The following is a 23,926-nucleotide window of genomic DNA, read 5'->3' on the forward strand; positions in this document are numbered from 1 at the left end:
GAGCCCCCGCACATGTCTTCGTCCACGCAGTCGCCCCGCCACGGGGCGACCCCCGACGAGCCGACGACCGAGTTCGCACCGGTCACGGCGCCCCTGGCCACCGGGTCGCCGACGCCCGAGGAGATCGTCGCCGCCCCCGCGGTCGAGGGTGACCTGAACCAGGAGATGAAACGGGTCGCCAAGCCGGTTGGCAAACCGACCCTCGTGCTGGCCGGCGTGCTCGTGATCGCCCTGGCCTTCGCCGGCGGCGCCTGGACGCACGCCGCGTTCGGCTCGGGCTCCGGAGGCGGCGGTGGCGGTGCCGCCGCGGCCCGCACCGGCGGCCAGCAGGGTGGCGCCCGCGGTGGGTTCGGCGGCCGCCAGCAGGGGACCGGCCAGGAAGGCGCGGGCCAGGGCGCGGGCCAGCAGGGCGCGGGTGGCTTCGCCGGCGCTCGCGGCGGCGCCGGCCGCGGCACCGTCGGCACGGTCGAGAAGGTCGACGGCACCACCGTCACCCTGAAAACCCCGCAGGGCAACGACGTCACCGTGTCCACTTCGGACTCGACCACCGTCGGCCTCACCCAGCCCGGCAAGCTCTCCGACCTCAAACCGGGCGCCACCGTGACGGTCCAGGGCCGCCCCGGCTCCGACGGCACGGTCGCGGCGCAGGCGATCGTGCAGCAGCCGGCGCGCTGAGCCGGCCACGACTGCCGAGTGTGAGCACTCGGCCGGGCACATCGAGGTCGAGGAGTACTACCGAGCGGCGTGAGCCAACGCCGGCACCAGCGGGGCGAGCGCCGCCCGCAGCTGGTCCGGCAGCGAACCCGACACGACGACCAGCCCCGAACCCACCGGCTGAGCCCACTGTTCGAGCGCGATCCGCACCGCGGCGGCGACCGCGGCCGCCAGCACGCGGGCGGTGGGCCCGTCGGGCACGCGCTCGGCGAGTGCCGAGGTCAACGGCGGTTCCAGCGCGGTGGCGGAGCGGGCGTACGCGGTGCGCAGCGCAGGGCTGGTGGTGATGAGGAGCAGCGCTTCACGGGCGTCCTCGGCCGGCTCCGTGTACTGGGTGACCACGGCTTCCACCACCGCGTCGGGCAGGGCGCGGGCGGATGCGCGGACAGCGGCGGCCACGCGTTCTTCGCGGTCGGTGGTCACCGCGAAGACGATCGCGTCCTCGCGGCTGGCGAAGTAGTTGTTGTAGGTGCGCGGTGAAACGCCCGCAGCGTCGGCGATGTCGTCAACGCGGACGTTGTCCGGGCCGCGCTCCAGGGCCAGTCGCAGCGCCGCCTCGCTCAGCGCCGTGCGGGTGGCTTGTTTCTTGCGTTCGCGCAGACCGGTCACGCAGTTCAGTAAACCCGGAAAGGTGCGTGAAGGCAAACTTGCGTGCACGCACGTTTCACGGCTAACCTCGCCGCCATGAGAGCCAACGGCATCGCCTATGACACGGGTTTCGTCAAGAACGGCGGGACTTCCTGGGACGACTTCGACGCCGGCACCGTTCGGCGCGAGCTCACGATCATCCGCGACGACCTGCACTGCACCGCCGTCCAGCTCGTCGGCGGCGACCCCGAGCGGCTGGAGGTCGCGGGCCGGCTCGCGGCCGAGCTGGGGCTGGAGGTGTGGTTCTCGCCGTACCCGCTCGACCTCGGCGTCGACGAGCTGCGGGCGCTGTTCGCCGACTGCGCCGAGCGTGCCGAGCGGATCCGCCGCACCGGCGCGGAGGTGGTGTTCGTCTCCGGGGCCGAGCTGTCGGTGATGGTGCGCGGGTTCGCCGACGGCGACACGCTCGAACAACGCCTCGGCTGGCTGCTCGGCGACCCCGCGCAGCGGCCCGCGCGGATGGCTCGGGTGAGCGAGCGGCTCAACGCCTTCTTCCGCGAAGCCGTGCCCGCGATCCGCGGCGCCTTCGGCGGCAAGGTCACCTACGCGGCCATCCAGTTCGAGCGCGTCGACTGGGACCTGTTCGACTTCACGACCATCGAGCTGATCCGCTCGGCCGCCGTCGCCGACGTGTTCCGCGAAGGTGTGCGGACGTTGACACAGCAGGACAAACCCGTGGTGATCACGGGGTTCGGCACCGCCACCTGGCGCGGCTCGGGTGACGTCGCGCCCCGCAGCATGGAGATCGTCGAGTACGACGAGAGCGGTCGGCCGGTCCGGCTCGACGGTGTCTACGAACGCGACGAACCCGGACAGGCCCGGTACCTGACCGAACTGCTGGACATCTTCGCCGAGGAAGGCGTCGACAGCGCCTTCGTGTACCTCTTCGCGCTGCGCACGCACCCGCACCGCCCGGACGGCGACCCGCGGGACGACCTCGACCTCGCCGGCGGTGGTCTCGTCAAGGTGCTCGAAGACCGCTCGGGCACGACGTACCCGGGCCTGCCGTGGGAACCCAAGGCGGCGTTCCACGCGGTCGCCGAGCGTTACCGCATCCGTTCGTAGCTGCCCGGTTCCGTGTCCGAACGGGCACGCATCCCACCTCTGACGGTGGTAATCCCCCCCGGTCTTCCTTGCTCGCGGTGCGCAACGCGTGGATCACTGGAAGCACGACGGTGTCGTGAGGGGGAGTGGGGAACGAGGAATTTCCGGGTCGAGGAAAGGCAAATTGTTTCTGACAGTGCCGCGGCGGGAGCGCCGCGGCACTCGCACGATGGGGCGGATCAGGCGACTCACCGGGCCGGGGAGCCGCCTGATCCGGCAGGGGCTGGTGTCAGGCCGTAACCTCGCTGATGGCCTTCTCGATCTCTTCCAGGGCGTTGAGCTTGGCGTATTCTGCGGCCAGGCGTTGGGCATTGGCCCTGTAGGAGTCGGTGTTCAGCACGGTGTCGACCGCTTGGCGGACGTCGTCGGCTGTGGGACGGTTGGTGGCCAGGTCGACGGCCGCCCCGGTGGCAGCAAGGCGGACGTTGTTCTCCTGCTTCTCCTCCGACAGGCCGGCGGTCACCATGGGAACCCCGTGCCTCAGGGCCTGCTGTACCGCCCCGAATCCCCCGTTGGTCACGAACACGTCCGTGTGCGGCAGAAGGTCACCGAACGGGATGAACTCTGCAATCCGTGCGTTCGCCGGTACACCTCGCACCTCACCGGCACGGCCGGTAGCGGCGACGACAAGCGCGGGGAAATCAGCCAGCGCCTGGAGCGTCGGCTCGATCAGGTCAGCGAAGTCCTGGTTGGCGATCGTTCCCTGCGTCACCACGACGACCTTCCCGGCGCCGGTGACCTCCGGCCACCAGGCGGGAAGATCGCTGCTGGCTGTGGCGGGCGGCAGTGTACCGACGAACTTGACGTGCGCCGGAGTGTCGCTGCGTTTGTAGCTGAGCTCCTCGACCGACAGCTGCAGGAAGCGATCCGCCTTCAAGACAGTGGAGTCGAGGAAGAACGGCACGGGCCCCTCCGGCACCCCAAGCTCTGCGAGGATCTGCTCGAACAGCTCCTGAGCCGGGCCCATGACCTGGCCCATCGCCGCGTAGGCCGCCTGGTTGCGGGCACGGCCCTCCTCACTGCTGTCCGGGGGCAGCCCCATCCCGAACGGAGCCGTGTCCGCACTCGCGAGTGCGAAGGACACTGGCCCGAGCCCCACAGCAGCCACAGGCCGCGGCCCGGGAGCCCCCATCAAAACGGGCACCGCACCGAAGAGTCCTGTCTCATGAATCAGTACAACCGGCTCATCGCCGGCTTCTTCGATGCAGCGCTGGATGTCACGGTGCTGACCTGCGACCGCCTTCACGAAGACGTTGCGCATGTCCCATGCGAACTGTGCAGGGCCCTCCGGTATCGCCAACCGCTCCGGCGACTTGATCGACGCCTCTACATCGACGTCGGCTTCGCCCGTGAAAGCCCGGAAGCTCACTCCCGAACCGACCGAACCGCCGAAGTTTTTGTGACTCAGGAGAGTCACATCATGGCCCCGCCTGCTCAAATACTCGGCAACCACCTTCAAGGGCGCAAAGTGCCCATAGGCTGGAGAGCTGGCCACGAGGATCTTGGTCATGCCTGGTCTTCCCCTTCTCCGTTGGACAGGGAGACCCAAGCCCAGACCTGAGATACCCCATCACCTGCGACGGCCACACTCCCGGAAAAGTTCAGCATTCAATCAGCGAAACTCGCAGGTTTCTCCGTCGGGACAACGGTCGCAGCACGTATGGCCGACCTCGTTGCTCAGGCCGTGGTTGGTGTGCTTCGAGCAGCCGTAGTGCTGGCAGGCCCAAGATCCAACGAGTGTCATCGCGCGGTCTTCTGTGAGTGCGGGCTCGGCTGACCCACTCGCGCGTGCTGGCTCAGGCCACTGTCCAGTTTCACCGGGAACGGGTCACTACCAGTCCATGAGGCCTCGAACCCGAACCGCCTCAGCGTGCGCCGCGGCCGTGGCCGCGCAGCCACGGTGCACGGTCACCTCGCCAGTCACACCTCGATCGTCGCCCCTGGATCCGGGGGGTGCGTCGCCGACCGCGCAGCCGGTCCCGGGCAGCCAGAAGTCGCTCACCCAGGCCGGGTGGAAGGGCGCCGTGATCACTCGGGCACCGATGCAGCTGTCCGGTGAGCCCTATCCCGACGGGTTCACCATCGCCGTCGGTTGCTCCGCCAGCAGCATCACGACCGCCTTCGAAGCGAAGTCGGAGTCGCTGGGAAAATCGGGGGATGGCGGAGAACCCTTTCGGTATGGACCCCGAGCAGCGGCATCGCCTGAATGCGTTGCTCGGTGTCGTCCAGTCCGAGCTCGTCGCGGCCGGGCTACCGGTGGTGCCCGAAGCGAATCCAGCCGGAACGGCCGGCGCGATCGTCTATGTTGACGTGCCTGATCTGCGGGGTGTGCTGGTCGACTGGCACGTCGGCAACCTTCTCGTCGACGCGGCGCAGGAAGCGTGGTTTGACGATCCGCACCGCGAAGGCGAGGAGGTTGCCGCGTTCTCGCGGTTGACGTCCGCGATCGGCGAGGCGATGGGGGCGGCGATGCACGCGATCCTGACGGCAGCCGGGCTGAAGGTCGAAAGGACCGCCAACGACTACGCGCCGGACGAGCTCCTGGTCACCGGCCGCCTGGCGCCGTCGCCGTGGCGCGCCCGGCGCGACGCCCAGTTCTTGGCGCGGCACGAAAAGATGGTGACGGCCCACAACGAGCGCCACGCGGCCGAATGCCCGAATCCCGACTGCCAGGTCCGCGATCAGATTGCCCGTGGTGAACAGTGAGATGGTGAGCGGCCAGGACGCCGTGGGTGCGGTACGGCCGTGGTGTCGGTTGTCGCGGGGTGGGGATTCGACACCTGGCTCCCGTTGGACCGCAGGGCACCGCTACACCTCTGCTCGACGCCCGCGGCCCGCTGGCGTCGGGGTGGCGCTGGTCAGGCCGACGTGGCCGTCGCCGGCGCGGTGTCGAGGGCCTTGCCCAGGAAACGGTAGATGGTGGGTCGGGTGACGCCGAACTCGGCGGCGATCTGGGGGACGGTGTAGCGGCGTTTGCCGTCGTCGCCGCGCTCGTCGTACATCTGCCGGGCCAGTTGCACCTGGCGGGACCCCAGCTTCGGCTTCTGCCGCCGGTGCGGACGCGGGCCCGAGCGGCGGCCGGGCCATCCATCGTCCGCTCGGACATCAGGGCGTGCTCGAACTCCGCAATCGAGCCAAGAATCTGGAAGAACATCCGCCCCACCGCGGTGGAGGTGTCGATGCCCTGGTCGAGCACCACCAGGGCCACACCTTTTGCCTGCAGCTGCTTGGGCAGCTCGATCAGATGCTCTAGGGAGCGGCCGAGCCGGTTGAGCTTGGTCACCACTGTTCCTCGACCTGGTTTCCCTGCTGCGGCCCCGAATTTTCGTCGAGGCCGGCGCGTTCGAAGCCGCAACTTCGCCGCAGGAACTCGGCGATGGTCACGCGCTCTGTCACCGGGGCGCCGGTGCCGGCGTCGGACCGGGCGGCGCACCGGCGTCGCGGACCTCTTCGACAGCGCCGCCGGCATCACGGGGGTGCAGGCCGCGGTGATCAACCCGTGGGGGTTCGTCGGGTTCCAGCTCGGGGAGGGCCTGCTCATCGACCTGCAGTGCTACCGCCCGGCGCGCGAAGCCGTGGTGCTCGACGGCGAAGAGGTCAAGCTCCCGTCGTACTACGCGCCCGCGCTGCCGGAAAGCACCTGGCGCCGCGGCAGGACGAGCCACGTGCACCTCGACGAAGGCACCGGGCACTGGCGGGTGGGCACCGATGTGAACGAGTGGCGCGGCACGTTCACCGGTCGCGACGGCATCCACTCCCGAGCTTGCCCGCGGCGTGGCAGCCGGTGGCTTCGCTGCTGCCGATCCACGCCATGCTGGGCCTGCCGGCCGCGATCGCGTCGGGCACTTCTTCCGCTTCGGGCGTGGCTCTTCAGGCCGGCTGGTGCGTGGTGTTCACGGTGGCCGCCGTGGTCGTCTGGCGGTCCGGGGTGCGCCGCTACACGGCGGTGGGCGCGTGAAGCTGCTCCGGTTGTTCGGCACGAGCTTCTCGCTGTCGCTGCGGCAAGCGCTGGCGTTCCGCGCGAACCTCGTGTTCGACGTGGTGCTCTCCCTGGTCGTGGCCTCGACGATCGCCACGGTGCTGGTCATCTTCACGCGCACCACGACCCTCGCCGGCTTCCCGACCCGCGGCGTGCGCGAAGGCCGCCTCGACCACCACCTGTTGCAGCCGGTGCCGAGCATGTTCCTCGTCAGCTTCGCCACGGCTGCGCAGATCTTGCTCGGGCTCGGCGTGGTGGTCGCCGGAGCGGTCGCGCTGCCCGCACTTCCCGGGCGCCGGAGCGTTTGTGGCGTGGGCGGTGCTGGTGGTGGCCGCGACCGCGACGACGTGGGCGGTGGGCATGATCTTCGCGAGCCTCGCGTTCTGGGCGCCGAAGCTGGATCTGCACAGCCTGTTCGGCAACGTCGTCGCGGTGCTGGTCGCGCTGCTCGTGTGGCGCACCGGCCTGCGCCGCTACACGGGGGCGAGCAGCTAACCGTTCAACGCGATGATCGCCACGTTCAGCGCCGTCGCGTAGGCGATCCAGAAGAAGTACGGCAGCAAGAGCACCGCGGCCAGGCGGGAGCGGCGGTAGAACAGGCCGATCGTCATCAGCACGGTGAAGTCGAGCAGGATGATGTCCACGCAGGCCACGCGCGTGGAGCCGCCGGCGAAGAACAGTGGTGTCCACAGCAGGTTGAACAGCAGGCTGACGCCGTACATGGCGAAGCCCTGCGTCTCGCCGTCGGTGCGCCAGTAGAGCCAGCCGCAGAGGGCGATCAGCACGTACAGCACTGTCCACACAGGACCGAAAAGCGAGGCGGGTGGTGCCCAGTCCGGCAGGATCAGCCGCGCGTAGGTCTCGGGCGCCGACGTGGCCGCGAGCGAGCCCACGAGGGCGACCACGGCGACCAGCGCGAAGAACACCACGAGCACGACCCAGGGGTTGCGCCTGTGCGTGGGCGTGGTCACGTTCCCTCCCCGTCACCCCGGCTGGGCGGCACCTGGCTGAACCGCCCGTAGACGGCATTTTAGGAGCACCACAGTCCGCGCGCCCGACGTCGGCCGCCGGTCGGGCCGGGGGATTTGCGAGACTGGACGGGTGAGCACTGGCACCGAGCAGTCCAAGGTTTGGTTCGAACGCGCGAAGACGGTCGTCCCGGGCGGGGTGAACTCGCCGGTGCGGGCGTTCAACTCGGTCGGCGGCACCCCGCGGTTCATGGTCCGCGGCGAGGGTCCCCACCTGTGGGACGCCGACGGCAACCGCTACGTCGACCTCGTCTCGTCCTGGGGCCCGATGATCCTCGGGCACGCGCACCCGCAGGTGGTCGAGGCCGCGCGCGCGGCCGCCACGAGCGGGCTCTCCTTCGGCACGCCGACCATCGGCGAGGTCGAGCTGGCCGAGGAGATCATCGGCCGCGTCGAGCCCGTCGAGCAGGTGCGCCTGGTCAACTCCGGCACCGAGGCGACGATGAGCGCCATCCGCCTCGCCCGCGGCTTCACGGGCCGGGCGAAGGTCGTGAAGTTCGCCGGGTGTTACCACGGTCACGTCGACGCGCTGCTGGCCCAGGCCGGCTCCGGCGTCGCGACGCTGGGGCTGCCGACCTCGCCGGGCGTCACGGGCGCGCAGGCCGCCGACACCATCGTGCTGCCGTACAACGACCTCGACGCGGTGCGGAAGTCCTTTGTGGAAAACGAAGGGCAGATCGCCGCGGTGATCACCGAGGCGGCCGCGGGCAACATGGGCGCGGTCGCCCCCGATGCCGGGTTCAACGCGGGCCTCGCGGAGATCACCCGCGAGCAGGGCGCGCTGCTGATCATGGACGAGGTCATGACGGGCTTCCGCGTCTCGCGCGCCGGCTGGTACGGCCTCGAAGGCGTGGCCGGCGACCTCTACACCTTCGGCAAGGTCATGTCGGGCGGGCTGCCGGCCGCCGCGTTCGGTGGGCGCGCCGACGTGATGGCGAAGCTGGCTCCAGGCGGTCCGGTCTACCAAGCCGGCACGCTCTCGGGGAACCCCGTGGCCGTCGCCACGGGCCTCGCGACGCTGCGCGCGGCCGACGATGCCGTGTACGCGGCCCTCGACGCCAACGCGAAGCGCCTCGGCGACCTGTTCGACTCCGCGCTGACCGGAGCGGGCGTCGCGCACAACGTGCAGTACGCGGGCAACCTGGTGAGCGTCTTCTTCGGCGAGGGCGAGGTCCGCAACTACGCCGAAGCGCAGGCCACCGAGACCTGGCGTTTCCCGGCCTTCTTCCACGCACTGCTCGACGCCGGCGTGTACGCGCCACCGAGCGCGTACGAGGCGTGGTTCGTGAACGCCGCGATGGACGACGAAGCGTTCGGCGTGATCGAAGCGGCCCTCCCGGCCGCCGCCCGCGCCGCCGCCGAGGCGGTGCAGAAGTGACCACGGTCGTCCACCTCCTGCGCCACGGCGAAGTGCACAACCCCGACAAGATCCTCTACGGCCGCCTGCCGAACTTCCGGCTGTCCGACCGCGGACAGCGCCAGGCCCTCACCGTCGCGGAAGCCGTGGCGGGTCACGACCTCGCGCACGTCGTCGCCTCGCCGCTGCAGCGCGCCCAGGAGACCGCGGCGCCGATCGCCGCCGCCCACCGCCTCGACATCGCCACCGACGCGGGTCTGATCGAAGCCGGCAACGTGTTCGAGGGCCAGCGCGTGGCCGTCGGCGACGGCGCGCTGCGCCAGCCCAAGGCGTGGCCGCACCTGCTCAACCCGTTCCGCCCGTCGTGGGGCGAGCCGTACGTGGAGATCGCGCACCGGATGCTCGGTGCCGTGTACCGCGCCCGCGAGCAGGCCGAGGGACGCGAGGCGCTGTGCGTGTCGCACCAGCTGCCGATCTGGACGCTGCGCCGGTTCCTCGAAGCCAAGCGCCTGTGGCACGACCCGCGCAACCGCCAGTGCTCGCTCGCGTCGCTGACGTCGCTGGTGTTCGACGGCGAGGCCCTGGTGGACATCATCTACAGCGAGCCCGCGGGCACCACCGACCCGAAGGTGACGGGCGCATGAAACGCGCGATCGGCGCTCTGCTGGCCGCCGCGCTGCTGGTGGCCGGCTGCTCCACGGGCAAGGACGCCGTCGTCTCCGGCGGCACCTTCAGCTTCGTGTCGCCGGGCGGCCAGGTCGACATCAAGTACCCGGTCGCGCAACGCCAGACCGCGCCCACGCTCGCCGGCGACGACCTGATGAACGAGGGCAAACAGCTCTCCATCGCCGACTTCCCCGGCCAGGTCGTGGTGATCAACCTGTGGGGCCAGTGGTGCGGCCCGTGCCGCGCGGAGGCCCCGGAGCTCGAGACCGCCAGCAAGGAGATGGCCCCGCTCGGCGCCAAGCTCATCGGCCTCGACGTCCGCGACCCGGCCCGCTCGGTCGCCCAGGACTTCGTGCGCGACCGCGGCATCACGTACCCGTCCATCTGGGACGCTTCGGGCCGCGTGCTGCTGAGCCTCGAGGGCTACCCCCGCAACCTGATCCCGTCGACGATCGTGCTGGACAAGCAGCACCGGGTCGCCGCGATCTTCCTGCGGCCGGTCCTGGCGGCGGACCTGATGCCGACGGTGAAGGGCCTGCTGGCCGAGAAGTAGCAGGCCCTTGAACCGTCCGGCAGCACCGGTCTCGAGTGGGACCTTGGTCCCGTTCGGGCGGTGGCGTACGTCCTGTGAGCTGCCCCCGCCCGGCTCACGCGAAGCTCACTGCCTACTCTCAAGTGCGTGAACTCCGTGTCCGAGCTGGCGATCTCCGGACCGCTGCTGCTCGCGGCGGGCGTGGCGCTGGTGGCGGGCGCGATCTCGTTCGCCTCGCCCTGCGTGGTGCCACTCGTGCCCGGGTACCTGGCGTACCTGGCGGCGCTGGTGGGTGCCGACGCGCCGGCGGTGAGCGTCGACGAGGAACGCAAGAAGGGCCGCTACGCCGTGCTCGGCGCGGCGGGCCTGTTCGTGCTCGGGTTCACCGTCGTTTTCGTCGCCACGCTCGGCACGCTCGTGTGGCTCGCCGACACCCTGCTGATCAACCAGGACCTGCTGCAGCGCATCGGCGGCGTGCTCACGATCGCGATGGCGCTCGTGTTCCTCGGCTGGATCCCCGGCCTGCAGCGAGAGGTCCGCTCGCACCGCGTGCCGGGTGGCGGGATCTGGGGCGCGCCCTTGCTGGGTGCGGTCTTCGGCCTCGGCTGGACGCCGTGCATCGGGCCGACGCTCTCGGCCGTCACGAGCCTCGCGAGCGCCACGGGCGGCGCGGCGGCGCGCGGGTACCTGCTGGTGCTCGTCTACTGCCTGGGCCTCGGCCTGCCGTTCCTGCTGATCGCGCTCGGCGCCCGCTGGGCCGTGCGCGCCACCGACTGGCTGCGCCGCAACGGCCGCCGCGTGCAGCTCATCGGCGGCGGCCTGCTGATGGTCGTCGGCATCCTGCTCGTCACCGGACTCTGGGGAGACGTCATGGGCTGGCTCCGCAACTCCGTTGCCTCGAACCTGGTGCTGCCACTGTGACCACTGTGCCCCCCATCGAGGCCCCGCCGACCAACCCACAGCGCCCGTACAAGCCGTCCGCGGGCAAGCAGGTGCTCGCCTTCCTGCGCAACACCTGGCGCGGTCTCACGTCGATGCGCACCGCGCTCGTGCTGCTGTTCCTGCTGGCGCTCGCCGCCCTGCCCGGTGCCCTGCTGCCGCAGAACCGGCTCAACGCGGCCAAGGTCGACGAGTACATCTCCGCCCACGGCTGGTGGGGCAGCCTGCTCGACAAGCTGCAGTTCTACGACGTCTACTCCAGCGTCTGGTTCTCCGCGATCTACCTGCTGCTGATGATCTCGCTCGTCGGCTGCCTCACCCCGCGCAGCTGGGACTACGTGCGGCAGATGCGCGCACAGCCCGTGCTCACGCCGCGCAACCTCGCGCGCATGCCGCACCACCGCATCGCCCGCACGTCACGCACGCCGGAGTCGGTGCGCGACGACGTGCGCAAGCAGCTGAGCGGCTGGCGCAAGATCGAGCGTGACGAAGAAGGTGGGTTCTCCATCTCCGCCGAACGCGGTTACCTGCGCGAGACGGGCAACCTGTTCTTCCACTTCGGCATGCTCGGCCTGATCATCTTCTTCGCCCTCGGCAAGCTCTACAGCTACGAGGGCCAGGTGATCGTGCAGGCCGACGGCAGCCAGTTCTGCAATTCGGGCATCTACAACTACGACTCGTTCGAAGCCGGTCTGCGCATCGACGGCACCGACCTCGACGCGTTCTGCGTGAAGGTCAACGACTTCACCGCGAACTACACGCCCGCGGGCGAGGCCGACTACTACCACTCGAACATCCAGTACCAGTCGGGCGACGACCTCAAGACCAATACCTGGCGGCCGTTCAACCTGCAGGTCAACGACCCGCTGCGCACCGTCGGCGACCGCGTCTACCTGCTCGGCAACGGCTACTCGCCCCAGTTCACCGTGACGTTCCCCAACGGCGAGACGCGCACGCAGAACACGCAGTGGCGGCCCACGGACACCACCACGATGCTGTCGCAGGGCGCCACGAAGTTCGACCAGCCCGGCGTCACCGACGAGATCCAGCGCCGCACCAAGCAGCTCGCGATCACCGGGGTGCTGGCGCCGACGTCGTTCGTCCACGAGGGAATCCTCACGTCCACCGCGCCCGAGCTGAACAAGCCGATGGTGGCCGTCGACGTGCTGCGCGGAGACCTGGGGCTCGACGCGGGTCGCGGGCAGTCGGTGTTCGAGGTCGACCAAGGTCTCGTGGCCGATGGCCGGCTCAAGCGCGTCGCGCGGCAGAACCTCGCCGTCGGTCAGTCGGTGACGCTCGACGACGGCACGAAGGTGCGCTTCGACGGGGTGAACAAGTGGGTCAACCTCCAGGTCTCCCACGACCCCACGCAGGTGTACGTGCTGGGCTTCGCGATCGTGATGTTCGTGGGCCTGGGCGGATCGCTGCTGGTCAAGCGGCGGCGGGTGTGGGTGCGGGTGCGCCCGGGTGACGACGGACACGCGGGTACCGTGATCGAGGTCGCCGGGCTGGCGCGCACCGACCAGGCAGGGTACGGCGAAGAGTTCCAGCGGATCAGCGAACGGCTGGTCACGGGCCGGAAAGGCAGCTGAGGCATGCAGATCAACGAGACGTTGTCGCAGTACAGCGACTGGTTCTACACCACCACGGTGGCGATCTACGTCCTCGCGCTCCTGCTCTCGCTCTTCGAGCAGGCCTTCGGCGCCAAGGGCCGCCTGGCCCACCAGCGCAGCGCGCAGAAGTCGCTGGTCGGCGCCGGCGGGCCGGTGATCGAGGACGTCGACAAGCCCGCCGAGGCCGAAGCTCCCCGCGAGGTCGGCCGCCCCGAGCGCGTCGGGCGCATGGGCGCCTCGCTGCTGGTGCTGGGCGCGCTGCTGCAGCTCACCGCGATCGTGCTGCGCGGCCTGGCCGTGCACCGCGCGCCGTGGGGCAACATGTACGAGTACGGCATGGCGGTCACCTTCATCACGGTGGTCGCGTGGCTGATCGTGATCCGGAAGTTCCCGGTGCGCCACCTCACCGGTTTCCTGCTGCTGCCCGTCGTGATCCTGATGTTCATCAACGGCACGCTGCTCTACACGGTGGCCGCGCCGGTCGTGCCCGCGCTGCAGTCCTACTGGCTCTACATCCACGTGTCGGCCGCGATCATCGGCTCGGGCGTTTTCCTGGTGCCCGGTGTGGCGAGTGTGCTGTACCTGTTCCGCACGGCCTACGACCGCGACCCGGCCAAGTTCTCCGGCTTCGGCCCGAAGCTGCCGGCCGCCGACGTGCTCGACCGCATCGCCTACCGCGCCACGATCGTGGCGTTCCCGATCTTCACCTTCGGCGTGCTCTGCGGCGCGGTGTGGGCCGAGGCCGCGTGGGGCCGGTTCTGGGGCTGGGACCCGAAGGAGACCGTCGCGTTCATCGCGTGGGTCGTCTACGCCGCCTACCTGCACTCCCGCGCCACCGCGGGCTGGCGGGGCACGCGGGCGGCCGTGATCAACATCGTCGGGTTCGCGGTGACGATCTTCAACCTGTTCTTCGTGAACCTGGTCACCGCCGGGCTGCACTCCTACGCAGGGGTGAACTGAGCGGGGCCCCACGCGGTTCGTAACGCACCACCCGACTACCGTCGATACCTGAGCGTTCCAGCACGCAGATTCGACGCGGGAGGTTGGCAGCGGTGACCGGACCCAGTGAAGAGGCGGCCACCCGGGCGGAGGCCGGCGGTGATCCGGCGCAGCCCGAGCAGGCAGCGGCCGAGCAGGCCCAAGCCGAGCTGTTCTCCGAAGAACGCACCGACTCGACACCGCACCCGGACGCGTATGCCGCGCAGCCGACGCAGGTCGTGGCTTCGCCCAACCCGAACTCGGGCCCGCACGCGGTACCGGCGGCTCAGCCTGCTCCCCAGCAGGGTGTCGCCCAACCGGGTACGGCCCAGCCGGGTCAGGTTCCCGCGGGCTACGCGCAGCAGCAGTACGACCAGAACCTGCCGCCGTTGCAGCCGGCCCAGCAGCAGTACCCGCCCGCGGGTTACCCCCAGCAGCAGCCGCCGTCTCAGCAGCAGCCTTCGGGCCTGCCGCAGCCGGGCGGCCGGCACTCGGTGCCCGACGACCTGACCACCGCGCACCTGGTGAAGCAGCAGAAGCGCACCCCGCAGTCGGGCTGGCGCAAGGCGCTGTGGCTGGGCTCCGGCAAGCTCATCAACCCCGGCGAAAGCCCGGCCGACACCCGTCGGCGGGAGCTGATCGCGCGCGTGAACCAGCCGCTGCGCGGGTGCTACAAGATCGCGATGCTGTCGCTCAAGGGCGGAGTGGGCAAGACCACCACCACGACCACGCTGGGCTCCACCTTCGCCTCGCTGCGCGGTGACCGCGTGGTGGCCGTGGACGCGAACCCCGACCGCGGCACGCTGTCGCAGAAGATCGCCATCGAGACCACGGCGACCGTGCGCCACCTGCTGCGCGACGCCGAGAAGATCACCCGCTACAGCGACGTCCGCTCGTACACCTCACAGGGTTCGAGCCGGCTGGAGATCCTCGCCAGTGAGCAAGACCCGGCCGTGTCGGAGGCGTTCTCCGAGACCGACTACCGGCGCACGGTCAACCTGCTGGAGCACTTCTACAACATCGTGCTCACCGACTGCGGCACCGGCTTGATGCACTCGGCGATGAAGGGTGTCCTCGACGTCGCCGACTCGCTCGTCGTGGTCTCGTCGGGCTCCGTCGACGGCGCCCGCAGCGCCTCGGCCACCCTCGACTGGCTCGAGGCCCACGGCTACGGCGACCTGGTGAAACGCTCGGTGGTCGTGATCAACTCCGTGCGCCCCAAGGGCAGCTCCGTCGACCTCGACAAGCTCTCGGCCCACTTCGGTGCCAAGGTTCGCGCCGTCTGCCGCATCCCGTTCGACCCGCACCTGGAGGAAGGCGCGGAGATCGAGCTGGAACGCCTGGGCGGCGACACGCGCCTCGCCCTGCTCGATCTGGCCGCCACCGTGGCCGACGGCTTCGGGGCGCAGCAGTACCGCTGACGTTCGCCGTGTGAAGGGCGCCCCGGGCGTGGGGCGCTTCTTTACATTCGGGCGGTTACGCGTCCGGGTCGTCGGTCGGCCGCTTGCGCTGCTGTTCGCCGAGCTTGCGCAAGAAGTCGGGGTCGTCGTCCGGGGCCAGGGTGGGACGGCGCTGGGGGACGCCGATGCGTTGCGCGCCGAACGCCCGCCACAACAGAACGGCGATGGTGATGGCGCCCACCGCTGCGAGCAGAGCGATCATGCCCGGTCCTTCCGTCGTGCAGGCCTTGCCAGTCACCCACGTTACCAATCCGGCCGGAAGAAGGCGGGCACGAAACTGGACGCCGCAGCGTGTGGCGACCCTTCCCGCCGTGGCTGTGGTCGGATTGGCAATCAACGGCACAGTAGCCGCAAGGCCGTGAAGCGGCCCGGACCCGGGCACGACGAAGGGTCGTGACCGGTAAGAGGTGCGCGATGTCACCTCTTACCACTCACGACCCTCGCGTCTCGGTGGTTCAGGCCTTGCGGGCCGGTTCGCTCGCGTCGGTGGTGAGCTCGGCGAGGAGCTCGTTCACCTCGGACTCGCGGAACCGACGGTGCCCGCCGGGGGTCCGGATCGAGCCGATCCGGCCGGCCGTGGCCCACCGGGTGACCGTCTTCGGGTCCACGCGGAACAAGGCGGCCACCTCTCCCGGGGTGAGCAACCTTCCGCCCATCGTCGCGGTCATTTTCCGCCTCCTTAACGACCTACTTGCTATACCGGAGGCATCGGGTCTTTCGCCCGTCGCGCCGGGGTAGCCAACGCGGCAATCGTGGCACTTCACCCGTCGGGTACTCGAACGGTTGTCCTTGAGTAAAGAGCCCTTAAAGTGCAAAAGGGACATAACCTCTGACGTGACTCCGCGTGTGAAGTCCTTGTAGAAATGGCTCTGACCTGGAGCTTTTCTTCTGCCGCGCGGCGTCCTCAGGTAAAGACGTGCCAAAGGGGCATCGCGGACCATAGCGACCAACGGCGACGTTGTGACGCAGTAGACACTCCGGTCATTACCTTCCCTGCGGCCGCCGAGACGCGCGCAGCATAATGAGGCCCGTGGATCAGCTGGACCGGAAGATCATCGCGGCGTTGCGGGTCAACGGCCGGGCCACCTACGCCGACCTCGGCCGCTCCGTCGGGCTCTCGGCTTCGTCGGTGCACGAACGAGTGGGCAAGCTCGAGGCCGCGGGGGTGATCACCGGCTACCACGCGATGGTGGACCCGGGCACCGTCGGCCTGGGTGTCACGGCGCTGGTGGGCATCCACCCGACCGACACCGCCACCGACGAGGACGTGGCCAACGCGCTCGGCGAGCTCCCCGAGGTCGAGAGCTGCTACGCCGTGGCCGGCGACGAGGCGTTCGTCGTGAAGGTGCGGGTCTCGACCGTCGACGAGCTGGAGCACACGCTCGGGCGCCTGCGCCGCATCCCCGGCGTCGGGCGCACCAACACGACCGTGGTGCTCTCGACGCGCTTCGAAGGCCGCCCGAACAACGCGGGCCTTGAGGAAGAAGCCGGGAACAAGGCGTAGCCTGCCTCGATGTGAGCGAATCGCCGGAACCCGCATCGCCGGACCACCTGCCCCGTGACCTCACCCTGTACCTGGTCGCGCGCTTCGCGCTGGTGGCCGTGGTCGCCTGGGTCCTGTCGCTGGTCGGGGTGCCGCTGCTGGTGGCCCTCCTCATCGGCCTCGTCGTGGGCCTGCCCCTCGGGCTGCTGCTCTTCCGCGGGCTCAACGCACGCGTGACGGCCGGGCTGGCCAAGCGCAACGAGTCCCGCGCCCGCGCCCGCGCGGCCCTGCGCGCCCAGCTGCGCGGCGACCTCTCGTCCGAAGACTCATGAGCCGGCTGCACAACCGGGCCTGGGTGCGCGAGGCCGTGCGCATCATCGAGGCCGACGCGAACCGCAGTGCCGACACGCACCTGCACGTCTTTCCGCTGCCTCCGGAGTGGGGCGTTGACCTGTATCTGAAGGACGAGTCCGTGCACCCCACGGGCTCGCTCAAGCACCGGCTCGCGCGGTCGTTGTTGCTTTACGGCCTGGTGAACGGGCAGATCGGGCCTGACACCACGCTCATCGAGGCGTCCAGTGGGTCGACGGCGGTGTCCGAGGCGTACTTCGCGCGGATGCTCGGGCTGAAGTTCGTCACGGTGGTGCCGCGGAGCACGAGCAAGGAGAAGGTCGCCCTCATCGAGTTCTACGGTGGGGAGTGTCATTTCGTCGATCGGGCGCCGGACATGTACCCGGAGGCGGAGCGGCTCGCGGCGGAGTGCGGGGGGCACTACCTCGACCAGTTCACGTATGCGGAGCGTGCGACGGACTGGCGGGGGAACAACAACATCGCGGAGTCGGTGTTCGCGCAGATGCGCGCGGAGCGGCATCCGGTGCCGTCGTGGATCGTGGTGGGTGCCGGGACCGGTGGGACCAGCGCGACCTTCGGGCGGTATGTGCGGTACAAGCGGCACACGACGAAGATCGCGGTGGTGGATCCGGAGAATTCTTCGTTCTACGGGGCTTGGGAATCCGGAGCGCTCGATTACTCGACGGGGATGCCGTCGCGGATCGAGGGCATCGGGCGGCCGCGGGTGGAGCCGTCGTTCGTGCCCGGGGTGATCGATGAGATGTTCTCGGTGCCGGATGCCGGGTCGTTGGCGGCGATTCGGTTGTTGAGGGATCACACGGGGCACTGGGCCGGTGGGTCCACGGGGACGAACCTGTATGGGGCGTTCGTGTTGATCTCGCGGATGGTGGCCGAGGGGCAGGCTGGGTCTGTCGTCACGTTGTTGTGCGATGGTGGGGATCGGTATGCGAATACGTACTACTCGGATGAGTGGTTGGGGGAGCAGGGGATTGATATCGGGGTTTATCGGGGGAAGTTTGATGAGTTCATGGTGACGGGGCGGTTTGAGGGGTAGGTCCTGGCGGGGTCACGGGTGTTGTCCTCGCAGGGCGGCGTGCGTTGGGTCAGCACCCCGAAGCTTGATTGTGTCGCGAGGAGGCTTCGGATCGGGGTGCCGGGGAGGGCCTGGGTCCACGCGTCCCTCCGTTGGTTCGGCCCCATGCTTTGTCGGGTGGTGATCCCTCACGTTGGTGAAGTGGGGTGGGGGGCGCTCGCGTCGTGAGGCGGTGAGTGTGTGGTCAGAAAGCCAGCGCGACCGCGCTCAGCACCGACCACGCCAGCATCGCCAGGCCCGTGTCGCGCAGGGCCGGGATGAGTTCGCGGCCCACCTTGCCGCCGCCGACGGCACGGACGGACTTGAGCAGCATGGGTGCCGTGACCAGGGCGATGAGCTGCAGGGGGTGCCAGATGCCGAGCACGACGGTCAGCACGTACGGCACGGCCACCAGGACCAGGTAGAGCCGGCGGGTGCCGCCGTCGCCGAGGCGGGTGGCGAGGGTGCGTTTGCCGGATTCGATGTCGGTGGGGATGTCGCGGAGGTTGTTGGCCGTGAGGACCGCGGTGGAGAAGCTGCCGACGGCCACGGCGCAGGCCAGGCCGGCCCAGCTGATGCGGCCGGCCTGCACGTACACGGTGCCGAGTACGGCGGCGAGACCGAAGAAGACGAACACGGCGATCTCGCCGAAGCCGTAGTAGCCGTAGGGCTTCTTGCCGCCCGTGTAGAACCACGCGCCGAGGATGCAGACGGCGCCCATGATCAGCAGCCACCAGAAGCCGGTGAGGACCACGAGCACCAGGCCCAGCACGCCGGCCAAGCCGAGGCACGCCAGAGCCGCCGCGAGAACGGCCTTCGGGGCGGCCGTGCCGGAGCCCACGAGGCGCAGGGGGCCGACGCGGTTCTCGTCGGTGCCGCGGACGCCGTCGGAGTAGTCGTTGGCGAAGTTCACGCCGATGATCAGCGAGAGCGCGACCAGCAGCGCGAGCGCGGAACGCCACCACGAGAACGCGTCCAGCGCGATCGCCGCCCCGATGCCCGCGACCACCGGCGCGATCGCGTTGGGCAGCGTCCGCGGGCGGGCGCCTTCGATCCACTCACTCACTGTCGCCATGGACTTCATTCAAGCCCATGGGATCTTCACCCGATCAGGAACCCGTGACCTGCCAGGTCAGTGTTCCGCTCGTCGCCGGCTCGTCGGCCGACGCGGCACCCGTGCCGATGAGCAACCCGACCGCCAGTGCCGCGACCGCGACGGCCGCCTTCGTCCACCTCGTCATACCCCGAGGCAACCGTGATCACTGGCACCCTGTCAACGATCCGGCGGGATTTCACGCCGTCCGGAGGTCGAACAGGGCCTTGACGGCTGCCCGGTCGATCTTCCCGGGGCCCCGCAGCGGCAGCTCGTCGGCGAACTCGACCCGCTTCGGCGCGGCCGCGGCGCCCAGCTCTTCGCGGGCGACGGCCTTGATCGTCTCGGGTGCGACCGGTCCGTCCGCGACGACCAGCGCGACCACCATGTCGCCCCACTGCGGGTCCGGGACGCCGACGACACACACGTCGCGCACGCCCGCAATCCCGCTGAGCACCTTCTCCACCGACGCCGCCGACACCTTCACGCCGCCGGTGTTGATCACGTCGTCGGCGCGACCGAGCACCTCGACACGGCCGTCGTCGAGCAGGCGGCCGCGGTCGGACGTGCGGAACCAGCCGTCGCGGAACGACTCCTCGGTCAGGGCGGGCTGGAGCCGGTAGCCGTGGGCCAGCACCGGGCCGGAGATGCGCAGCCGCTCGTCGGCGTCGGGCTCCACCCGAACGCCGTCGAGGGGCACGCCGTCGTAGACGCAGCCGCTGGCCGTCTCGCTCATGCCGTACGCGGGCATGATCCGCACGCCCGCCTCACCGGCCCGCGTACGCAGCTTCGCCGACGTCGCGGCGGCCCCGAGCACGATCCCGTCGAACGCACGGGCCGCGGCCAGCCCGGCGCCGTCGTCGTCGAGCAGCCGGACGAGCTGCGTGGGCACCAGGGCGGTGTAGCGCGGCCCGTGCTCGGCCAGCAGGGGCGCGGCGGCCGCGGCGAAGTCGTCGGGCCGGAAGCCCGCGCCCGTGAGGAAAGCCGGTTTGGTTCCCGCCAGCCGCGCGCGCACGAGCACCTGGAGGCCGCCGATGTAGTGCGCCGGCGTGGCCAGCAGCCAGTGGCCCGGACCGCCCAGCCGGGCGTGGGTGGCGGTGGCCGAAGCCGTGAGTGCTCCTGGCGAGAGCAGCACGCCCTTGGGCGCGCCGGTCGACCCCGACGTGGCGATGATCACGCCCGTGTCCGGCTCCACGGGCTCGTCGGGCGCCATCGCCTCCAGCACGCCGGGCGCCGCGGGGTCCGCGCTGGAGAGCGGCAGCACGGCCTCGCCACCGTCGAGCGCGGCCGCCACCGCCGTGTCCAGGGTGGACACCGCTTCGGCGCTCCCGTCGAGCCACACCACACGCACGAGGTCTCCCGGTGATCAGTAGTAGTACGGGACGTCGGACCAGTCCGGGTCCCGCTTCTGCAGGAACGCGTCGCGGCCTTCCACGGCTTCGTCCTGCATGTACGCCAGGCGCGTGGTCTCGCCGGCGAAGAGCTGCTGGCCGACGAGGCCGTCGTCGATCGCGTTGAACGCGTACTTCAGCATGCGCTGCGCCGTCGGCGACTTGCCGACGATGGTCCAGCCCCATTCGAGCGCGACTTTTTCAAGGTCGGCGTGGGGCACGACCTCGTTGACCGCGCCCATGTGGTGCATCTGCTCGGCGGTGTAGTCGCGGCCGAGGAAGAAGATCTCGCGCGCGAACTTCTGCCCCACCTGGCGGGCGAGGTAGGCCGAGCCGTAGCCGGCGTCGAAAGAGCCGACGTCGGCGTCGGTCTGCTTGAACCGGGCGTGCTCGGCCGAGGCGAGCGTGAGATCGCACACCACGTGCAGCGAGTGCCCGCCGCCCGCGGCCCAGCCCGGCACGACCGCGACCACGGGTTTCGGCATGAACCGGATCAACCGCTGCACCTCGAGGATGTGCAGCCGGCCGGCGCGCGCGGGGTCGACCGTGTCGGAGGTCTCCCCGCTCGCGTACTGATACCCGGACCGTCCGCGAATACGCTGGTCACCGCCGGAACAGAACGCCCAGCCACCGTCCTTGGGCGACGGCCCGTTGCCGGTGAGCAGGACGCAGCCGACGTCGGAGCTCATCCGGGCGTGGTCGAGGGCGCGGTAGAGCTCGTCGACCGTGTGCGGGCGGAAGGCGTTGCGGACCTCGGGACGGTCGAACGCGACGCGGACCACCCGTTTGCCGGAGCGGCTCTCCGCGGAGCGGTGGTAGGTGATGTCGGTGAAGGCGAAACCTTCGACCTCGGTCCACGCGGCCGGATCGAACAGCTCGGAAACTCGGGCGTCATCCACGTTTGGGAGAATAGGACCTGTGGACACTTGTGCTGTGCCTGATGCCGCCTCCGCGGGAGAGAGTGCGTCGGCGGGGTCGGGAGCCTGCCGGTGAACCCCTCCACCGCGCAGGCCAGGGTCATCGTCGACGAACTGGTCCGCAACACCGTGTCGCACGTCGTCCTGTGCCCCGGTTCACGCAACGCACCGCTGTCGATCGCGCTGTATGACGCCGCCGCGGCCGGGCGCCTGAAGCTGCACGTCCGCATCGACGAGCGCGGCGCCGCCTTCCTCGCGCTGGGTATCGCCGCGCGCACGGGCCGTCCGTCGGCGGTGGTCTGCACCTCCGGCACGGCGGCCGCGAACTTCCACCCGGCCGTGCTCGAAGCCGACCGCGCGGGCGTGCCCCTGATCGTGCTCACCGCCGACCGGCCGCCCGAGCTGCGATCCGCGGGCGCCAGCCAGGTGATCGACCAGTACCAGCTCTACGGAAACGCCGTGCGCTACTTCGACGAGCTCGCCGTCGCCGAACGGCGCGCCGGCCAGAACTCGTACTGGCGCAGCCAGATCTGCCGCGCCTGGAACGCCGCGTACGGCGAGTGGCGCAGCGGTCCGGTCCACCTGAACATCCCGTTCCGCGACCCGCTCGTGCCCGACCTCGACGACGACGGTTCGTGGTACGAGTCGACGGAGGGCCGCGCCGACGGGGAACGCTGGACGGAGCTGCCCGACTTCGGCGCCCTGCCCTCCTTCGTGGTCCCCTCGGCCCGCCACGGCCTGGTCATCGCGTGCGACACCGGCGTGCAGGCCGCCAGCGAATGGGCCGAACAACACGGCTGGCCCGTGGTTTCCGAAACCGGCGGCCTCGGCCTGTCCGGCACCACGGCCATCTCGTCGGGCGCCTGGCTGCTCGGCGTGGAGGAGTTCATCTCCGCCCACAAACCCGAACAGGTCCTCTGCCTCGGCCGCCCCACGGTGTTCCGGCAGGTTCAGAAGGTGCTCTCCGACCCGGCCGTCGAGGTGCTGCTCGTGCGCCCGGACTCCGACTGGCCGGCGCCCGCGCACAACGTCCGCCAGGTCGGCCAGTGGTTCGCCGAACCCACCAAACCCGCCGACCCGGACTGGCTCGCCGGCTGGCAACGCGCCGACGCGGCCGCCTCCGCCGCGGTCGCGGCGGCTCTTGCTTCGGAGCCGTGGCCGAGCGGCTTGAGCGTCGCGTCCGAACTGGTCTCTGCCCTGCCCGAAGGCGCGTTGCTGGTGGTGGGCTCCTCCAACCCGACCCGCGACGTCGCCCTCGCCGGCTCCCTGCGCCCCGACGTGCTGGTCCACCGCAACCGCGGCGTCGCCGGCATCGACGGCACCGTGTCCACGGCCATCGGCGCGGCCACCGTGCACCGCGCGCCGTCGTACGCGCTGCTGGGCGACCTGACCTTCCTGCACGACGCCTCGGGCTTGCTGACGGGCCCGACGGAGCAACGCCCGGACCTGACCATCGTGGTGCTGAACGACGACGGGGGCGGGATCTTCTCCCTGCTGGAGCAGGGGGCGCCGGAGCACTCGGCCAGCTTCGAGCGGGTGTTCGGGACGCCACACGGGGCGGATCTGGGGGCGTTGTGCGCGGGGTACCGGGTGCCGCATGTTTTGGCCACTTCGGTGTCGGAGTTCCGCGAGGCGCTGAAGCCCGCGCCGGGGCTGCGGGTGGTCGAGGTGCGGGTGGATCGGTCCGGGCACCGGGATCTGCATGCTCGGCTTCGGAAGGCGGTGGCGTCGGCGGTGGGGAACGGGTGAGCGGGGTTCGCTGACCTGGGTCTGGTCGGGCTCAGTCAAGGGCCGTTCGCCATGCGCCTTCGTGCGCTTCGAGGTATTCGGCGGTCGCTCGCCAATACGGCCCGTCCTCGGTCCAGATGCGGGACCACGGCTGGATGTCGGCGTTCGCACGCAGGAACTCGTGCATCGCGCGGGCGCGGCGGCCCAGGGCGGCGGGGAGTTCGGCGCGCTGGCGGTCGTCGAGACCGTAGCCGTCGGTGAAGGCGCGCAGACGGGCTGCGGATTCCGCGACGTGCCGCTCGGCGCGCAGCCCCGCGGTGGTCTGCGCCGCGTAGGCCATGTCCCATGCTCGCGATGCCGGGGCAGTGCAGTCCCAATCGATCAGTGCCCAGCCGCGGTCGTTGCGGACCAGGTTCCAGGGTGCGACGTCGTTGTGGCACACCAGCTCTTCGCGGTCCGGCGGGATGAGCCGGTGCCACACGGCGCCTGGCGGCGGCGTGAACTCGGCGAGCGCGTCGTGCAGCCGGCGCAGCATCCGGCCGAGTTCGCGCAGTTCGGCGGGCACGTAGAGCCCTTTCTCGGCTCCGGTGCTGCCCGGCACGAACTCGAGCACCTGCCGGCCGCGCTCGTCGCGTCCGAGGGGCCGTGGCGCGGCGTCGAAGCCGACCGAGTGCAGGTGCGCCAGCACCGCGTCCACCGCCTCGGTCCACGGTCCTGCCGGGCGCCGCACGGTGTCGCCGACGCGGACGATGCCGCTCGTCACGTTGCCGGCCAGCGGCTCTTCCTTCACACGACCGAGCATCACCAACTCGTCAAGTGATTACCTCCCCGTGTTCCAGCCGGTAAGAACCTCCCAACGGACGTACCTCGCGA

The 23,926-nt window shown here is 70.2% G+C and carries 27 protein-coding genes and 1 pseudogene; 16 read left to right on the plus strand and 12 right to left on the minus strand.

What is annotated here, in order from left to right; genetic code table 11:
* The first annotated feature begins 12 nt into the window (after window positions 1-12).
* Window positions 13-675 (plus strand): DUF5666 domain-containing protein, encoded by a 663-nt coding sequence (locus ACWEOE_RS09545; RefSeq protein ID WP_452006303.1) that lies wholly within the window; start codon window positions 13-15, stop codon window positions 673-675.
* Window positions 676-732: 57 nt separating this feature from the next.
* Here the strand turns inward: ACWEOE_RS09545 and ACWEOE_RS09550 are convergent, their stop codons facing one another.
* The gene (locus ACWEOE_RS09550; protein WP_452006305.1) at window positions 733-1,323 is read right to left on the minus strand and encodes a TetR/AcrR family transcriptional regulator; all 591 of its coding nucleotides are present in this window, start codon (window positions 1,321-1,323) and stop codon (window positions 733-735) included.
* 75 nt (window positions 1,324-1,398) lie between these two features.
* On the opposite strand from ACWEOE_RS09550, the gene ACWEOE_RS09555 reads away from it, so the two are divergent.
* Window positions 1,399-2,427 (plus strand): hypothetical protein, encoded by a 1,029-nt coding sequence (locus ACWEOE_RS09555; RefSeq protein ID WP_452006308.1) that lies wholly within the window; start codon window positions 1,399-1,401, stop codon window positions 2,425-2,427.
* Window positions 2,428-2,695: 268 nt separating this feature from the next.
* Here the strand turns inward: ACWEOE_RS09555 and ACWEOE_RS09560 are convergent, their stop codons facing one another.
* Complete coding sequence (locus tag ACWEOE_RS09560; RefSeq protein ID WP_452006310.1) at window positions 2,696-3,976, minus strand: nucleotide disphospho-sugar-binding domain-containing protein; 1,281 nt, start codon at window positions 3,974-3,976, stop codon at window positions 2,696-2,698.
* Between the two features lie 668 nt (window positions 3,977-4,644).
* Between ACWEOE_RS09560 and ACWEOE_RS09565 the strand changes: the two genes are divergently transcribed.
* The gene (locus ACWEOE_RS09565; protein WP_452006312.1) at window positions 4,645-5,172 is read left to right on the plus strand and encodes a hypothetical protein; all 528 of its coding nucleotides are present in this window, start codon (window positions 4,645-4,647) and stop codon (window positions 5,170-5,172) included.
* A gap of 152 nt (window positions 5,173-5,324) precedes the next feature.
* Here the strand turns inward: ACWEOE_RS09565 and ACWEOE_RS09570 are convergent, their stop codons facing one another.
* The gene (locus ACWEOE_RS09570) at window positions 5,325-5,486 is read right to left on the minus strand and encodes a hypothetical protein (RefSeq protein ID WP_452006521.1); all 162 of its coding nucleotides are present in this window, start codon (window positions 5,484-5,486) and stop codon (window positions 5,325-5,327) included.
* Between the two features lie 101 nt (window positions 5,487-5,587).
* Window positions 5,588-5,752 (minus strand): annotated as a pseudogene (locus ACWEOE_RS09575) (recombinase family protein); the annotation flags it as partial.
* Between the two features lie 90 nt (window positions 5,753-5,842).
* On the opposite strand from ACWEOE_RS09575, the gene ACWEOE_RS09580 reads away from it, so the two are divergent.
* A complete protein-coding gene (locus tag ACWEOE_RS09580) occupies window positions 5,843-6,424 on the plus strand; it encodes an ABC-2 family transporter protein (RefSeq protein WP_452006314.1) in 582 nt (193 codons plus the stop codon).
* A gap of 327 nt (window positions 6,425-6,751) precedes the next feature.
* Window positions 6,752-6,940 carry a hypothetical protein gene (locus tag ACWEOE_RS09585; protein WP_452006316.1) on the plus strand — a complete coding sequence of 63 codons (189 nt, stop codon included), beginning with the start codon at window positions 6,752-6,754 and terminating at the stop codon, window positions 6,938-6,940.
* Here the strand turns inward: ACWEOE_RS09585 and ACWEOE_RS09590 are convergent.
* Window positions 6,937-7,416, minus strand: a complete 480-nt coding sequence (locus ACWEOE_RS09590) for a TspO/MBR family protein (RefSeq protein ID WP_452006318.1) — start codon at window positions 7,414-7,416, stop codon at window positions 6,937-6,939. The two genes, ACWEOE_RS09585 and ACWEOE_RS09590, sit on opposite strands and share 4 nt — an antisense overlap.
* A gap of 130 nt (window positions 7,417-7,546) precedes the next feature.
* On the opposite strand from ACWEOE_RS09590, the gene hemL reads away from it, so the two are divergent.
* The 7 genes from hemL (at window position 7,547) to ACWEOE_RS09625 (ending at window position 14,979) form a co-directional block, all read left to right on the plus strand.
* Window positions 7,547-8,851, plus strand: coding sequence for a glutamate-1-semialdehyde 2,1-aminomutase (gene hemL / locus ACWEOE_RS09595; RefSeq protein WP_452006321.1), 1,305 nt, complete (start codon window positions 7,547-7,549; stop codon window positions 8,849-8,851).
* Window positions 8,848-9,474 (plus strand): histidine phosphatase family protein, encoded by a 627-nt coding sequence (locus tag ACWEOE_RS09600; RefSeq protein ID WP_452006324.1) that lies wholly within the window; start codon window positions 8,848-8,850, stop codon window positions 9,472-9,474. Before hemL ends, ACWEOE_RS09600 begins: the two co-directional genes overlap by 4 nt.
* The gene (locus ACWEOE_RS09605; RefSeq protein ID WP_452006327.1) at window positions 9,471-10,049 is read left to right on the plus strand and encodes a TlpA family protein disulfide reductase; all 579 of its coding nucleotides are present in this window, start codon (window positions 9,471-9,473) and stop codon (window positions 10,047-10,049) included. The genes ACWEOE_RS09600 and ACWEOE_RS09605 overlap by 4 nt, the downstream gene beginning before the upstream one ends.
* 126 nt (window positions 10,050-10,175) lie before the next feature.
* Entirely contained in the window at window positions 10,176-10,949 is a 774-nt protein-coding gene (locus ACWEOE_RS09610) for a cytochrome c biogenesis CcdA family protein (protein WP_452006329.1), read from the plus strand.
* A gap of 5 nt (window positions 10,950-10,954) precedes the next feature.
* Window positions 10,955-12,559 (plus strand): cytochrome c biogenesis protein ResB, encoded by a 1,605-nt coding sequence (gene resB, locus ACWEOE_RS09615; RefSeq protein WP_452006511.1) that lies wholly within the window; start codon window positions 10,955-10,957, stop codon window positions 12,557-12,559.
* A gap of 3 nt (window positions 12,560-12,562) precedes the next feature.
* Window positions 12,563-13,540: a c-type cytochrome biogenesis protein CcsB gene (gene ccsB / locus ACWEOE_RS09620; protein WP_452006332.1), complete on the plus strand. Its 978-nt coding sequence runs from the start codon at window positions 12,563-12,565 to the stop codon at window positions 13,538-13,540.
* Between the two features lie 92 nt (window positions 13,541-13,632).
* Window positions 13,633-14,979, plus strand: coding sequence for an AAA family ATPase (locus tag ACWEOE_RS09625; protein WP_452006334.1), 1,347 nt, complete (start codon window positions 13,633-13,635; stop codon window positions 14,977-14,979).
* A gap of 55 nt (window positions 14,980-15,034) precedes the next feature.
* On the opposite strand, the gene ACWEOE_RS09630 is transcribed toward ACWEOE_RS09625, so the two are convergent.
* Complete coding sequence (locus ACWEOE_RS09630; protein WP_452006337.1) at window positions 15,035-15,220, minus strand: hypothetical protein; 186 nt, start codon at window positions 15,218-15,220, stop codon at window positions 15,035-15,037.
* 253 nt (window positions 15,221-15,473) lie between these two features.
* Window positions 15,474-15,686 carry a BldC family transcriptional regulator gene (locus tag ACWEOE_RS09635; RefSeq protein ID WP_072474890.1) on the minus strand — a complete coding sequence of 71 codons (213 nt, stop codon included), beginning with the start codon at window positions 15,684-15,686 and terminating at the stop codon, window positions 15,474-15,476.
* A 362-nt stretch (window positions 15,687-16,048) separates the two neighbouring features.
* Here ACWEOE_RS09635 and ACWEOE_RS09640 point away from each other — a divergent pair, with 362 nt between their 5' ends.
* The 3 genes from ACWEOE_RS09640 to ACWEOE_RS09650 are packed head-to-tail and all read left to right on the plus strand — an operon-like array spanning window position 16,049 to window position 17,906.
* Window positions 16,049-16,522 carry an Lrp/AsnC family transcriptional regulator gene (locus tag ACWEOE_RS09640; protein WP_452006339.1) on the plus strand — a complete coding sequence of 158 codons (474 nt, stop codon included), beginning with the start codon at window positions 16,049-16,051 and terminating at the stop codon, window positions 16,520-16,522.
* 11 nt (window positions 16,523-16,533) lie between these two features.
* Window positions 16,534-16,833 carry a DUF4229 domain-containing protein gene (locus tag ACWEOE_RS09645; RefSeq protein ID WP_452006342.1) on the plus strand — a complete coding sequence of 100 codons (300 nt, stop codon included), beginning with the start codon at window positions 16,534-16,536 and terminating at the stop codon, window positions 16,831-16,833.
* Window positions 16,830-17,906 carry a PLP-dependent cysteine synthase family protein gene (locus tag ACWEOE_RS09650; protein WP_452006344.1) on the plus strand — a complete coding sequence of 359 codons (1,077 nt, stop codon included), beginning with the start codon at window positions 16,830-16,832 and terminating at the stop codon, window positions 17,904-17,906. Before ACWEOE_RS09645 ends, ACWEOE_RS09650 begins: the two co-directional genes overlap by 4 nt.
* A gap of 223 nt (window positions 17,907-18,129) precedes the next feature.
* Here ACWEOE_RS09650 and ACWEOE_RS09655 read toward each other — a convergent pair whose 3' ends face one another.
* The 4 genes from ACWEOE_RS09655 to ACWEOE_RS09670 are packed head-to-tail and all read right to left on the minus strand — an operon-like array spanning window position 18,130 to window position 21,307.
* Window positions 18,130-18,999 carry a 1,4-dihydroxy-2-naphthoate polyprenyltransferase gene (locus ACWEOE_RS09655; protein ID WP_452006346.1) on the minus strand — a complete coding sequence of 290 codons (870 nt, stop codon included), beginning with the start codon at window positions 18,997-18,999 and terminating at the stop codon, window positions 18,130-18,132.
* Between the two features lie 34 nt (window positions 19,000-19,033).
* Entirely contained in the window at window positions 19,034-19,165 is a 132-nt protein-coding gene (locus ACWEOE_RS09660) for a hypothetical protein (RefSeq protein WP_452006349.1), read from the minus strand.
* A 51-nt stretch (window positions 19,166-19,216) separates the two neighbouring features.
* Window positions 19,217-20,368, minus strand: coding sequence for an o-succinylbenzoate--CoA ligase (gene menE / locus ACWEOE_RS09665; RefSeq protein ID WP_452006351.1), 1,152 nt, complete (start codon window positions 20,366-20,368; stop codon window positions 19,217-19,219).
* A gap of 15 nt (window positions 20,369-20,383) precedes the next feature.
* Window positions 20,384-21,307 (minus strand): 1,4-dihydroxy-2-naphthoyl-CoA synthase, encoded by a 924-nt coding sequence (locus tag ACWEOE_RS09670; protein ID WP_452006353.1) that lies wholly within the window; start codon window positions 21,305-21,307, stop codon window positions 20,384-20,386.
* A gap of 90 nt (window positions 21,308-21,397) precedes the next feature.
* On the opposite strand from ACWEOE_RS09670, the gene menD reads away from it, so the two are divergent.
* Window positions 21,398-23,074, plus strand: a complete 1,677-nt coding sequence (menD, locus tag ACWEOE_RS09675; protein WP_452006356.1) for a 2-succinyl-5-enolpyruvyl-6-hydroxy-3-cyclohexene-1-carboxylic-acid synthase — start codon at window positions 21,398-21,400, stop codon at window positions 23,072-23,074.
* A gap of 31 nt (window positions 23,075-23,105) precedes the next feature.
* On the opposite strand, the gene ACWEOE_RS09680 is transcribed toward menD, so the two are convergent.
* Window positions 23,106-23,855 (minus strand): phosphotransferase enzyme family protein, encoded by a 750-nt coding sequence (locus ACWEOE_RS09680; protein ID WP_452006359.1) that lies wholly within the window; start codon window positions 23,853-23,855, stop codon window positions 23,106-23,108.
* Window positions 23,856-23,926: the final 71 nt, after the last annotated feature.

This window comes from Amycolatopsis sp. NPDC004368 (assembly GCF_053602515.1).